Origin of the sequence: Sulfuriferula thiophila (assembly GCF_003864975.1) — a bacterium.
Taxonomy (GTDB): domain Bacteria; phylum Pseudomonadota; class Gammaproteobacteria; order Burkholderiales; family Sulfuriferulaceae; genus Sulfuriferula; species Sulfuriferula thiophila.
Genome location: NZ_BHGL01000046.1, coordinates 329,359 through 342,744, shown reverse-complemented (window position 1 = coordinate 342,744; position 13,386 = coordinate 329,359). Strand labels below are relative to the sequence as shown.

General features: G+C 51.1%; 12 protein-coding genes. 4 read left to right on the top strand and 8 right to left on the bottom strand.

The annotated features are described in order from the left end of the window. Window positions 1-22: 22 nt before the first annotated feature. Window positions 23-733: a pirin family protein gene (locus EJE49_RS13360; protein WP_124951915.1), complete on the bottom strand. Its 711-nt coding sequence runs from the start codon at window positions 731-733 to the stop codon at window positions 23-25. 98 nt (window positions 734-831) lie between these two features. On the opposite strand from EJE49_RS13360, the gene EJE49_RS13355 reads away from it, so the two are divergent. From EJE49_RS13355 to sucB, 4 genes are all read left to right on the top strand, one after another. Continuing rightward, entirely contained in the window at window positions 832-1,731 is a 900-nt protein-coding gene (locus EJE49_RS13355) for a LysR family transcriptional regulator (RefSeq protein ID WP_124951645.1), read from the top strand. A gap of 178 nt (window positions 1,732-1,909) precedes the next feature. Beyond that, complete coding sequence (locus EJE49_RS13350; protein WP_124951643.1) at window positions 1,910-3,208, top strand: citrate synthase; 1,299 nt, start codon at window positions 1,910-1,912, stop codon at window positions 3,206-3,208. A gap of 67 nt (window positions 3,209-3,275) precedes the next feature. Then, window positions 3,276-5,957 carry a 2-oxoglutarate dehydrogenase E1 component gene (locus EJE49_RS13345; RefSeq protein WP_262981953.1) on the top strand — a complete coding sequence of 894 codons (2,682 nt, stop codon included), beginning with the start codon at window positions 3,276-3,278 and terminating at the stop codon, window positions 5,955-5,957. After that, the gene (sucB, locus tag EJE49_RS13340; RefSeq protein ID WP_124951639.1) at window positions 5,951-7,084 is read left to right on the top strand and encodes a dihydrolipoyllysine-residue succinyltransferase; all 1,134 of its coding nucleotides are present in this window, start codon (window positions 5,951-5,953) and stop codon (window positions 7,082-7,084) included. The genes EJE49_RS13345 and sucB overlap by 7 nt, the downstream gene beginning before the upstream one ends. Before the next feature lie 50 nt (window positions 7,085-7,134). Here the strand turns inward: sucB and EJE49_RS13335 are convergent, their stop codons facing one another. Genes EJE49_RS13335 through hfq form a run of 7 tightly spaced genes read right to left on the bottom strand, consistent with a single transcriptional unit; the run spans window position 7,135 to window position 13,316 of the window. Beyond that, window positions 7,135-8,427 carry an adenylosuccinate synthase gene (locus EJE49_RS13335; RefSeq protein ID WP_189941923.1) on the bottom strand — a complete coding sequence of 431 codons (1,293 nt, stop codon included), beginning with the start codon at window positions 8,425-8,427 and terminating at the stop codon, window positions 7,135-7,137. Window positions 8,428-8,455: 28 nt separating this feature from the next. Then, a complete protein-coding gene (locus EJE49_RS13330) occupies window positions 8,456-9,625 on the bottom strand; it encodes an ATP phosphoribosyltransferase regulatory subunit (RefSeq protein ID WP_124951635.1) in 1,170 nt (389 codons plus the stop codon). 2 nt (window positions 9,626-9,627) lie between these two features. Further along, complete coding sequence (locus EJE49_RS13325; RefSeq protein ID WP_124951633.1) at window positions 9,628-9,813, bottom strand: DUF2065 domain-containing protein; 186 nt, start codon at window positions 9,811-9,813, stop codon at window positions 9,628-9,630. A 2-nt stretch (window positions 9,814-9,815) separates the two neighbouring features. After that, a complete protein-coding gene (gene hflC / locus EJE49_RS13320; RefSeq protein WP_124951631.1) occupies window positions 9,816-10,688 on the bottom strand; it encodes a protease modulator HflC in 873 nt (290 codons plus the stop codon). Continuing rightward, window positions 10,685-11,878 carry an FtsH protease activity modulator HflK gene (gene hflK / locus EJE49_RS13315; RefSeq protein ID WP_124951629.1) on the bottom strand — a complete coding sequence of 398 codons (1,194 nt, stop codon included), beginning with the start codon at window positions 11,876-11,878 and terminating at the stop codon, window positions 10,685-10,687. Before hflK ends, hflC begins: the two co-directional genes overlap by 4 nt. 2 nt (window positions 11,879-11,880) lie before the next feature. Continuing rightward, entirely contained in the window at window positions 11,881-13,038 is a 1,158-nt protein-coding gene (hflX, locus tag EJE49_RS13310; protein ID WP_124951627.1) for a GTPase HflX, read from the bottom strand. Window positions 13,039-13,070: 32 nt separating this feature from the next. After that, the gene (gene hfq / locus EJE49_RS13305; RefSeq protein ID WP_124951625.1) at window positions 13,071-13,316 is read right to left on the bottom strand and encodes an RNA chaperone Hfq; all 246 of its coding nucleotides are present in this window, start codon (window positions 13,314-13,316) and stop codon (window positions 13,071-13,073) included. Window positions 13,317-13,386: the final 70 nt, after the last annotated feature.

The window sequence follows — 13,386 nt, the reverse complement described above, 5'->3', positions numbered from 1 at the left end:
AAAAATAAGTGATTGCTGCGGCCTAGCTGATGCGTGGGTTAAGTTCAAACAGCAGTATTTCCGCCTCGGATGGCGTGCTGAGCGTCAGCATGGCCTCATCCTGCAGGATGATGGCGTCACCCGCGGTTAACGTCAGCTGATTGGCGGTTAGCTCGCCAGTCGCGACATGCAGATAGATAATGCGGTTTGCTGGCAGCGGGTGTTCAATGCGATCCTCTGCAGTGAGTATGGCGGCATAAAGCCTGGCGTCCTGTTGTAACAAGATGGTGTCGCCGTCAGCATCCGGTGAGGCGATCAGGCACAGGCGGCCTTTTTTATCCTGCCGGGTATAGCTCTTTTGCGCATAGCTCGGGGTGATGCCGCTCTGATTCGGCTGTATCCAGATTTGCAACAGATGGACGGGTGTATCCTGCGACGGATTGAACTCGCTGTGACGTATGCCGGTACCTGCGCTCATTTTTTGCACATCGCCAGCCTGGATGATGGAGCCATTGCCCATGCTGTCGCGGTGCGCTAAAGCACCGGACAATACATAGGTGACGATCTCCATGTCGCGGTGGGGGTGGGTAGGGAAGCCGCCTTGTGCTGCGATACGGTCGTCATTAATCACGCGCAGACTGGCTACGCCCATTTTTTTCGGGTCATAGTAGTCGGCGAAGGAAAAACTGTGCCACGATTCCAGCCAGCCGTGGTCGGCATGGCCGCGATCTGTACCTTTGTTAAGCTGGATCATTTTAGTCTCCATGGTGAGAGCTGAACGGCGATGTAGCAGAATAGGCTTGAAGTCAGTCGATTGATAGCGAATAATTCCGCAAGACTTGTTCAAAAAAATTGATGATGCGACTAAATCTGGATAATTTGCTGGTAATCGATGCAATCGAGCGTTATGGCAGCTTTGCGGCGGCAGCCGAAGCGTTGCATCGCGTGCCATCGGCATTGACCTATAATGTGCAAAAGCTGGAGCAGGACTTATCCGTGCAGTTGTTTGACCGTTCCGGCCATCGCGCTGTGCTGACCCCAGCGGGTGTGGAATTGCTGCGCGAGGGCAGGCATCTGCTGCATGCGGCAACGGAGCTCGAGAATCGGGTAAAGCGCGTGGCTGCGGGTGTCGAAACAGAGTTGCGGATTGCGGTAAGCGATCTGATTTCCTGGGAAGTGCTGTATACCGCGCTTGAGGCGTTTTATGCCCAGGCCTTTGGTACCCGGCTGCGTATTATCACCGAAGTGTACGGTGGCTGCTGGGATGCGCTGGTGAATGGGCGAGCAGATATGGTGATCGGCGCACCCAATGAAGGCCCTGCGGGTGGTGGCTATGTCACCCATCCCATGGGGCGTGTCGAATTTGTGTTTGCGATTGCCCCGCAGCATCCTCTGGCTGCGTATCCCGAACCTTTGCAAGCCGCGGATATCATGCAGTTCAGGGCAGTGACTGCTGCCGATAGCTCACGGCATTTACCCGCGCGTACTTCCGGTCTGCTGAACGGGCAGGATGTGCTGACAGTACCTAACATGGCCGCAAAGCTGATCGCCCATCAGCTGGGGCTGGGGGTGGGTTATTTGCCCAGACAAATTGCATTAAAGGAGGCTGCAGCCGGGCGTCTGGTGATCAAGTCGGTTGCCGAGCCCAAGCCGGAGTCGCAGTTTTTTATGGCGTGGTTGAGCCATCACCAAGGCCCGGCATTGCAATGGCTGGTCCAGCACTGGATGAAACAGCAGGCCTGGCTGGTATAAATCCCGGTTTTTCAATTGGAAAATGTAAGCATGGGTGGTAAAGTTCCGCCGATAATCGCGTAATAGCATGCTGTGCCGCGTGTTAATGCTCGATGATATGGCTTTATGGGATAAAATACAGCATAACGATATGCATCATGCCGCATTGTATGTGCAACTCTACTAAGGGAATCCAGAAATGACAGTAGCGACTAAAGTAACCCTGACTTTTGATAATGGCCAGCCACCGATCGAGTTACCCGTACTTGCAGGCACACTTGGACCAAATGTGATTGATATTCGCAGTTTGAGCCAGCATGGCTATCTGACCTATGACCCCGGCTTTATGGCGACGGCAAGCTGCACGTCCAGTATTACTTACATCGATGGCGATGAAGGTCTGCTGTACTACCGTGGTTACCCGATTGAACAGTTGGCACAGCATTCCGACTTTGTTGAAGTATCGTATTTGCTGATTTTCGGTGAGCTGCCGACACCGGAACAGAAAGCCAAGTTTGAACAGGGTGTGCGTAGCCATACCATGCTGCATGACCAGGTCAATAATGTGTTCCGTGGTTTCCGTCGTGATGCCCATCCGATGGCGGTTATGGTTGGCGTGACCGGCGCTTTGTCAGCGTTTTACCATGACTCTATCAATGCATTTGATGTTCATAGCCGGGAAATTTCTGCGTACCGGTTGATGGCGAAAGTGCCGACTATCGCTGCGATGTCATATAAATACAATATGGGACAGCCTTTTGCGTATCCGCAAAACCGCTTGGGTTATGCTGAAAATTTCCTGCATATGATGTTCTCAACACCCTGTGAGCCTTATGAGGTGAATCCTGTGGTGGCTCGTGCAATGGACCGCATTCTGATCCTGCATGCTGATCATGAGCAAAATGCATCGACTTCCACTGTGCGTTTAGCCGGTTCATCCGGTGCGAACCCGTTTGCTTGCGTGGCCGCAGGGATGGCATCGTTATGGGGGCCATTGCATGGCGGAGCGAATGAGGCCGTGCTGAAAATGCTGGAAGAGATTGGCGATGTGTCGCGTATTCCAGAGTTTATTGAACGCGCCAAGGATAAAACCACGCCATTCCGCCTGATGGGTTTTGGTCATCGTATCTATAAGAACATGGATCCGCGTGCAGCCGTGATGCGGCAGACTTGCCATGAAGTGCTGGATGAACTGAATCTGAACGACGATCCATTGTTCAAAATTGCACTGGAACTGGAGCGTATCGCTTTGCAGGATGAGTATTTCATTGCCAAGAAACTTTATCCTAACGTCGATTTCTACTCCGGTATTGTGTTTCGTGCTCTGGGTATCCCGACCTCCATGTTCACAGCAATTTTTGCGATGGCACGAACGGTAGGCTGGGTGGCGCAGTGGAACGAAATGCTGGCTGAGCCTGGTCATCGTATCGGTCGCCCACGTCAACAATACACTGGTGCAACACGGCGCGAGTATGTGCCGATGGCTGAGCGCAGTTAGTTTTAAGTCGTGATTGGCGAGTTGATAAAGTTATCGGCTCGCCTTTTAACTAATGGATTGGCAAGCAATGGATTGGTTAGACACGCTTTATCAACAATTTCTGACTGATCCTGATCAGCTCAGTGCCGACTGGCAGACGTATTTCTCAACGCTGGATGAACCATCCGTTGCGCCCACCAATACCAGCTTCGATCGACGCCAGGTAGCGGTATTGCAGCTGATTAACGCCTACCGGTTTCTAGGCGTGCGGCATGCTGACCTTGATCCTTTACACCGTTTCCCCAGACCTGATGTGCCTGAGTTGGACCCCGCTCATTATGGGCTGGGTGCAGCAGACATGCTGGTGGTATTTGACACAGGCTCGCTGGTAGCGCCATCGCGTGCAACCCTGACGGATATTCTGACGATACTGCGTCGCACTTATTGCGGCACGCTGGGTACGGAATATATGTATATTTCCGACAATGTACGCAAACGCTGGATGCAGCAGCGTTTGGAGGGTTGCCTGGCTACTCCGGAATTTGACACTGCGCAACAGCAACAGATATTGCAAAGCCTGACAGCCGCAGAGGCGCTGGAGAAATTTCTGCATACGCGCTATGTGGGCCAGAAACGCTTCTCACTGGAAGGCGCCGAAACCTTAATTCCTATGCTGCATCACCTTATAAACGGTGCCGCAGGGCATGGCGTGCAAGAAGTTGTGCTGGGCATGGCGCACCGTGGTCGCATCAATGTGCTGGTCAATGTGCTGGGCAAGCCACTCAAACAGATATTCGGCACTATGCCGATCGACTTGGACAGTGCTCTGAGTGGGGACGTCAAATATCATCAGGGTTTTTCTACGGATGTTACTACCCCGCATGGAGCGGTCCATCTGGCGCTGGCATTCAATCCTTCGCACCTGGAAATTGTGCATCCGGTGGTGCGCGGTTCCGTGCGAGCGCGGCAACAACGCCGGGGAGATAACTCAGGTAGCGAAGTGATCCCGGTTCTGCTGCATGGTGATGCAGCTTTTTCTGGACAAGGCGTGGTGATGGAAAGCCTGAACATGTCGCAAACGCGAGGTTACAGCACGGGTGGTGGTATCCATATAGTGGTCAATAACCAGATCGGATTTACTACCTCGGATACCCGCGACAGTCGCTCGTCTTTGTACTGCACTGATGTGGCCAAAATGATCGAGGCACCCGTGTTGCACGTGAATGGTGATGATCCTGAAGCGGCATTGCTTGCGGTGCAAATTGCACTGGACTATCGTCGGGAATTTCATAAAGATATTATTATTGATCTGGTGTGTTTCCGTCGTCATGGCCACAACGAGCAGGATGAACCAGCAGTTACCCAGCCATTGATGTATCACGCCATAAATTCTCACCCTGGTACACGTCAGCTGTATGTGGATAAGCTGGTCGGCCAGTCTTGCCTGACAAAAGACAATGCACATGCTGTAATCGAGCAATATCGTGTCCGCCTGGAAAACGAAGAGCGTATTGTCGCACCCGCTGTTTCGCTCTATGGTCGTCATTTTGCTGCCCACTGGGAGTCATATCGCAACAATGACTGGCGCCATCCGGCTGAAACCAGTGTACCTGCAAATCAACTGGGCGAGCTCGGTGAGAAGCTGACGCGTATTCCTGATGGCTTGACCTTACACCCGCGGGTGGAGAAGGTTGTGATCGATCGTCGGGCAATGGTGGCAGGAGAATCAGGCGTGGATTGGGGGATGGCGGAAAATCTGGCGTATGCCAGTTTGTTACGGGATGGCTACCCGGTGCGAATTTCCGGACAAGACAGTGGTCGTGGTACCTTTTTTCACCGTCATGCGGTATGGCATGACCAGCACCGTGAACGGTGGGATGCTGGAGAGTTTTTGCCATTGCAGCATATTTACCCGAATCAGCCTAATTTTCTGGTGATTGATTCTTTATTGTCCGAGCTGGCGGTGCTGGCATTCGAGTACGGTTATGCCGCTTCCGAGCCGGACGAACTGGTTATATGGGAAGCGCAGTTTGGCGATTTTGCCAATGGCGCGCAGGTAGTCATCGATCAGTTTATTTCCAGCGGTGAGGCCAAATGGGGGCGTTTGTGTGGTTTGACCCTGTACCTGCCACATGGCCAGGAAGGGCAGGGGCCGGAGCATTCCTCTGCCAGGCTGGAGCGTTATCTGCAGCTATGTGCTAATGATAATATTCAGGTGTGTCAGCCAACGAATGCCGGGCAGATGTTCCATTTGATTCGCCGGCAAATGCTGCGCCCGTATCGCAAACCGTTGATCGTGATGACACCCAAGAGTTTGTTGCGTGCGAAACATGCCAGCGTGCCCTGGACGGCATTAACCAGTGGTCGATTTGAGGCGGTATTGCCTGAAACCGAAGCGCTGGAAGCCGCTGCTGTGCGACGTATCGTGGCGTGTAGCGGCAAAGTGTACTTTGATCTGTTTAATGTCCGGGAACAGCGTGGCATAACGGATATAGCGCTGATCAGGGTGGAGCAGTTGTACCCGTTTCCACGTAATGAATTTTATGATGTGATTGCCCTTTATCCAAATGCGAGTGAGCTGGTCTGGACACAGGAAGAGCCGCAGAATCAGGGGGCGTGGTTTGCAATTGGTCATCACTTACGGGATTGTATGGCCGAGGGTCAGGTTTTGCGTTATGCGGGACGGGCATTTTCTGCTTCACCCGCAGTCGGATACCCGGAAATATATGAAGCACAAAAACAGGCATTTATCGATGAGGCTTTATGTTAATTGACGTTAAAACTCCTGAGCTGTCAGATTCAATCACGGAAGGCACTTTGCTGGAATGGCATAAGCAAGTCGGTGATGTGGTGAGTCGCGACGAGACCCTGATCGATCTGGAAACGGACAAAGTCATACTGGAGATCTCCGCTCCTGGGAGCGGTATATTAGTTGAACTGCTGCGCGAAAATGGTGCTGTAGTCACCGCAGGCGAAATTATTGCGCGAATTGATAACGGTGAGGCTGTGCTGGCCGAGCCTGAGGTCGACGAAGTGGCTGTTATTTCCGCCGTTGTTACATCAACACCTATACCGGTTACTGAAGTTACTCCACCTGTTAGCCATGAGGTGATTCAGCCGCCCACTGTCGCGATGTCTGAAAGTGTGCAAGAGCCGGCTAAAACGATGCAGGTATTGGTGGGTGATGACGTGGCAAGGCCAACTTCCCGCCGGCAGCCTATGAGTCGTATCCGCCAGCGTATTGCAGAGCGTTTGGTGGAAGCGCAGCATACCGCAGCTATTTTGACCACGTTCAATGAAGTTAATATGCAGCCGGTTAAGGATATGCGTACGCAATATCAGGCCGATTTTCAACGTGAGCATGGTGTCAAACTGGGCTTCATGTCGTTTTTTGTCAAAGCGGCCGTGTTGGCTCTCAAGCAGTTTCCGATTATGAATGCAGCAATCGATGGGCATGATATCGTTTACCATGATCATTATGATATTGGCATTGCCGTATCTACCACGCGTGGCCTGGTAGTGCCGATTTTGCGTAATGCCAACTTGCTGGATTTTGCCCAGATTGAACGGGCAATAGCGGATTACTCTCAGCGCGCCGAGGCAATGAGTTTGAGTCTGGATGAGATTAGTGGCGGCACTTTTTCGATTAGTAACGGTGGTGTGTTCGGTTCGTTGCTATCCACGCCTATCATTAATCCGCCACAATCGGCGATACTAGGGATGCACACGATACAGGAGCGCCCAGTCGCAGAGCATGGGCAAGTGGTGATACGGCCGATGATGTATCTGGCACTGTCCTATGATCACCGTCTCATCGATGGCCGTGACGCGGTACGGTTTTTGGTCGAAATAAAAGCCGCACTGGAAGATCCGGCGCGGCTGTTACTTGGGATTTGAGATGTTTGCGTGTTGCGGCACTGGCTGCAACGCGCAAATATTACAAGTGGTTAGTTAAACGGGTGACGTAGAACAATAGTCTCTTCGCGGTCCGGTCCGGTGGAAATCATGTCGATAGGTACTTCGCACAATTTTTCCATTCGCGCCAGATACGCACGCGCATTGGCAGGTAATTCATCAAACTGTTTGATCCCGACTGTGCTTTCTGTCCAGCCTGGCATTTCTTCGTAAACCGGTTCGCATTTCGCCAAGGTTTCAGCGCCGACGGGCAGGATGTCGGAATAGCCGTTGTCGATATTGTAGCCAACACAAATTCGCAGTGATTCCATACCATCCAGCACATCCAGTTTGGTTACGCACAGACCGGAAACACCATTGATCTGGATAGAGCGTTTGAGCGCGGCAGCATCAAACCAGCCACAGCGGCGCGCACGTCCGGTGGTGGAGCCAAACTCATGGCCGCGTTCAGCCAGATACTTGCCGTTGTCATCGAATAGTTCTGTAGGGAACGGGCCAGAGCCGACACGGGTTGTATAGGCCTTGGTGATGCCCAGCACATAATGCAGGGTATGCGGCCCCACACCGGCACCAGTGGCTGCGCCACCTGCTGTGCAGTTGCTGGAGGTGACAAACGGGTACGTACCGTGATCAATGTCCAGCAATGTACCTTGAGCACCTTCAAAGAGCAGATTGCTACCGCTGCGGTTAGCTTCGTATAGCAGACGGGGTACATCTGCTACCATAGGTTTGATGCGTTCAGCCAGCAGCAGGGTTTCTTCCAGTGTTTGGCTAAAGTCTACGATGTCAGTATTGAAATAGTTTTTCAGAATGAAGTTGTGATAGTCCAGTACTTCGCCTAGTTTTGCGGCAAAGCGCTCGCGATGGAATACGTCTTGCAAACGTATCGCGCGGCGTGCAACTTTATCTTCGTAAGCAGGGCCGATACCACGACCGGTAGTGCCGATTTTGCTTACGCCTTTAGCGCGTTCACGTGCCTGATCTATGGCTATGTGGTATGGCAGGATCAGCGGGCATGCTTCTGATATTTTGAGGCGTGCGGCTACGTCCACACCATGCTGTGCAAGCATGTCCATTTCTTCAAGCAGCGCAGCAGGAGACACGACGACGCCATTGCCAATGTAGCAGGTAACGTTATCACGCAATATGCCGGAAGGTATCAGGTGTAGCACGGTTTTTTTACCGGCAACCACTAAAGTATGGCCGGCATTGTGACCGCCTTGAAAACGGACTACGCCTTGTGCATGGTCGGTTAGCCAGTCAACGATTTTACCTTTGCCTTCATCACCCCATTGGGTGCCTATGACGACGACGTTTTTGCTCATAATTATTTCCAGATAAGTTGCTAAGTTGTTATTGGGCGTTGTTCGGTCGGATACTTACCGTCCATTCACCTTGAGTGTCCTGGGTCAGGATGCGATCATATCCATATTCGTCACGGTGTTCGTCATGCCCAGGTAAATCAATAATGACGATTTCGCCACGGGTGCGCAATTCATTGATTTTTTCTGCTAGTTTGGCGTTGCGCAGGAAGGGCGCAAGTATGGCTTGCGGGCCGGTCGAGCGCCAAAACTGAGTTGCAATCTCGCGCAAGTCAAGACTGAAGCCAGTTGCTGGGCGGGAGCGTCCGAAGCTTTTTCCGACTTCATCATACCGCCCACCTTGCGCCAGCGGCGTAGGGTGATTGCTGGTATAGACGGCAAACACCACGCCGCTATGGTAGTGGTATCCCCGTAATTCTGCCAGATCAATATTGATTTTTGCTTCGTCTTTGAGTTCGCTGATGATGGCGCGCAATTCTTCCAGGGCCTGACTGATGTCGAGCTGGCTAGGCAATACTCGGAAGGCTTCGTCAAGTACTTCAATACCGCCATATAAACTTGGCAGGGCGCAGAAAGCTTCTTGCAGGCTGCTCTCCAAATGTGCAGTGAGTTCACGAATAGAGCTAACGTCTTTGGCCTGCAGAGCAGCAAATATCGCTGGTACATCATCGGGGGCTATGTTGGCGTGTTGTAATAGACCGCGAAATACGCCAACGTGGCCTATGTCCAGGTGTAATTCACCTGCGCCGGTCAGTTTCAGTGCATTCAGCATGAGCTTCTGTATCTCTACGTCGGCTTCGTAGCTTGGGTGGCCGTATAGTTCGGCGCCCAGTTGCATTAGTTCGCGAGAACGATGGGTGCCATCCGGTAAGGTGTGAACAACTGAACCTGCGTAGCACAGCCGAGTTACACCCTGGCGATTCAGCAGGTGGGCATCAATACGTGCAACCTGCGGTGTGATATCTGCGCGCAATCCCATGGTTTTACCCGTAATCTGGTCGACCAGCTTGAATGTTTTAAGATCCAGGTCGCTGCCAGCTCCGGTTAATAATGAGTCTATATACTCAATTAACGGCGGAGTGACCAGTTCATAGCCATGTACGCGGAATAGGTTGAGTATTACCTGGCGCAGATTTTCCATGCGCAAAGCGGTTGGTGGGAGTAAGTCCTCAATATATTCAGGAAGTAACCAGTTATGCATTTTTAGCGCACCATTATTAGAATAAGCAAACCACCCAGTATGGAAAAAAGTCCAACTGTGCGTAACTGACCATCAGTAAAGCTTATCATTTTAGTAAAAGTTTCTCGCCATACAGTCGGGGCGATGAGCGGCATAATGCCCTCGATGATAAGCACGAGGGCAAATGCACTAAATAAGCTCAACGCCATTTTTACTTAGTAACCTTCGGCGACTTCATGTATTTGAAGAATGCCGAGTTGGGCTCAAGGACGAGTACATCGCTCTTGTTTTTAAAGCTTTGACGGTATGCGTCCATGCTACGGTAAAACGCGTAGAACTCTGGATTCTGCGAGTAGGCTGATGCATATATAGTACTGGCTTTGGCATCGCCTTCACCCTTGATGCGCTGAGCGTCACGATAAGCTTCTGCAATTATGACTTCGCGCTGCCGGTCAGCATCTGCACGGATTTTCTCCGCTTCTGCGGAACCCGTAGAGCGCAATTCATTGGCGACGCGCTTACGTTCCGCTTCCATGCGGCGATAGACCGAATCACTGACTTCTTGCGGCAAGTCTACATGCTTGATGCGTACGTCCATGACTTGCACACCAATTTTGCGTGCATCCTGATCAGCTTTAGCCCGTAATGATGCCATGATTTCGTCGCGTTCGCCTGACACAACTTCATGCACAGTCCGCTTGCCGAATTCCGCTCTTAAACTGTCATTTATCGTTTGCTGTAAACGCGTTTGCGCGCGCGTTTCATCTCCGCCAACACTGACATAATATTGTTTTACATCAATAATTCGCCATTTTGCGAAGTAGTCGACAAGTACGTTTTTCTTTTCAGAAGTGATAAACCGGTCAGGATCGGCAGGATCAAGCGTCAGTATCCGGGTATCGAAATAGCGCACATTTTGTACTAACGGCAATTTGAAATACAGGCCAGGCGTTTTATCGACGGCGACGACTTCACCGAGTTGAAATACCATGGCATTTTGCCGTTGGTCAACCGTATAAATCGTCATGCTTGCTACGATTAATAGACCCAGTACTATGATAATGATGGTGTTAATATTTTTCATGGTCTGTCCTCCCGTTCACGGCTGCGAAAGGCATCACGTGTGCGTCCTGTGTCTTGAGCAGCAGGATCTGCAGGGGTGGGCTTAATGGCAACAGTATCCGGCACGCTCGATGTGCTGCTTGATGTTGTAGCGTTATTGGCTGATGGTCCGGTCATTTGCATCAGTTTGTCGAGTGGCAGGTAGATAAGGTTGTTGCCACCTTTGCTGCTGTCAACCAGGACTTTGCTTGTGCTGGTCAGCACTTGCTGCATCATGTCCATGTACATGCGGTCACGTGTGACTGCCGGTGCCTTGCTGTATTCAACCAACACCTGTTTGAAGCGGCTTGCTTCACCTTCCGCATTGGCAATAACTGATTGTTTGTAACCATTCGACTCTTCAGTTAAGCGTGCAGCCATCCCGCGCGCTTTGGGAATAACGTCATTGGCATATGCCTGACCTTCACTCTTCAAGCGTTCGCGATCCTGTCCAGCCTTTACAGCATCATCAAATGCTGATTGGACTTCCTGTGGTGGTTGGGCATTTTGCAAAGTGACTTTGCTTACGCTGATGCCGGTTTTGTACCGGTCCAGCGCATCCTGTATATTTTTGGTAGCGCGCGCGGCAACATCAGCACGCCCCTCATATAGGACATAATCCATTTTGCTTTTGCCAACAGTTTCACTCATGACGCTCTCTGCAGCTTGGCGCACAGCATCGTCTGGTGAGCGATTGCTGAACAAATAATCTTCAGGATCTTTCAAGGTGTATTGCACAGCAAATTGAATATCAACGATATTTTCATCATCGGTGAGCATGAGCGATTCTTTAAGCATTTTGCTCTTGACGTTATTGCGATAGCCAACTTCAACAGTTCTGACTTGTTCGATATTAACGACCTCTACCGTTTCCATCGGGAACGGTAAGTGCCAGTTTGGGCCTGGCTGGGTGGTTTCGACGAATTTACCAAAACGCAGTACGACGCCACGTTCGCCGGTATCAACTATGTAAAAGCCCGAAGCCAGCCAAATCGCAATGATGACGCCGGCAATAATGGCGAGGCCGCCTTTATTAAATGACTTACCTGAGTTGGGTGTCGATGGTTTGCCACCAAACAATCCATTCAGTTTCTCGTTGAAACGGCGCCAGATTTCGTCTAAATCAGGTGGGCCGTCATTTTTCTTGCCCCATTGTGGGTCATTCCAAGCCATATTTAATCCAATTCTGGGTGATATTCGTTATTGATAATGGTTAATTGTGTTGGTTCTGGTTGCGGCTGCATAAACTGTTTCTTAGCTTCACTTATGACCTCGCGTAACGTATTTATACCCAGTCCGGTTTTGGCGCTAAGACGAATAGCTGTAATTTTATCATATTCATCCCGTTCAATGCCGGGTGTAGACGAGCATAAATCAATCTTATTCATTACTAAAAGTTGCGGTACGTCAGCCGCACCAATTTCACCTAATACTTTATTGACTTCAGCAATGTGTTTGTCGCGCATTGGGCTGGCAGCATCAACCACATGCAGCAACAAATCGGCCTGTATGGTTTCTTCCAGTGTGGCTCGGAAACTTTCAACCAGAGTGTGGGGCAGACGAGTAATAAAACCCACGGTGTCGGACAGTACTATTTCGCCAACATCGGGTATGTAGAGCTGGCGGGTTGTGGTATCCAATGTAGCAAAGAGCTGGTCAGCCGCATAGCTGCCGGCATTGGTTAATGCGTTAAATAAGGTGGACTTGCCAGCATTGGTATAACCGACCAGTGAGATGGACATGACCCGGCTGCGACTCCGTGCGCGGCGTTGGATGGCACGTTGGCCGTGAAGTTTAGCCAGGCGGTCCTGGAGCAATTTGACGCGTTTTCCTATCAGGCGTCGGTCTGTTTCAAGTTGAGTTTCACCAGGGCCGCGTAAACCAATACCGCCCTTTTGCCGTTCCAGGTGGGTCCAGCCGCGGATCAGGCGGGTTGATAAGTGGGCGAGTTGAGCCAGCTCAACCTGCAATATACCTTCTGCGCTTTTAGCGCGGCTGGCAAATATATCCAGAATAAGTGTGGTGCGATCCACTACGCGGCATTGCAGAGCAAGTTCCAGGTTACGCTCTTGCGCTGGGGAGAGTGCATGATTAAAGATGACTATGCCGGCTTCATTCGCTTGCACCATCGCGGCGATTTCTTCAACCTTGCCACTGCCGGCAAATAAAGCGGCGTCTGGACGTGCGCGCCGTCCTTCAATCAGGCTGACTACGGTAAGTCCCGCGCTTTCGGCGAGGCGGTGCAGTTCTTCAACACTATCTTGATAATCGGGTTCACCAAAGTCTATGCTGACGAGCACGACTTCTTCATTGCCGCTATGGCGTTCAAACATTCAGCGCTGGGCCTTTATCTATTGGCGAAGTGTTAAATTGGCGTTTCTGCATGCAATGGTACTGGGCGTGAAGGAACGATGGTGGAAATGGCATGTTTATATACCATTTGCGTGACCATGTTTTTGAGTAATACGACGTATTGGTCATACGCTTCAATTTGGCCCTGGAGTTTGATGCCATTTACCAGATACACTGATACAGGGACATTGTCTTTACGCAACGTGTCGAGAAACGGATCCTGGAGCAGTAATCCTCTGTTGGTTTTAGGCGCGCTCATGTTGGCGTACTCCCTGTAATAATTGTAATGATGAGATTATGCTGATTTGTGTCGCGTTCGGCAATATTAG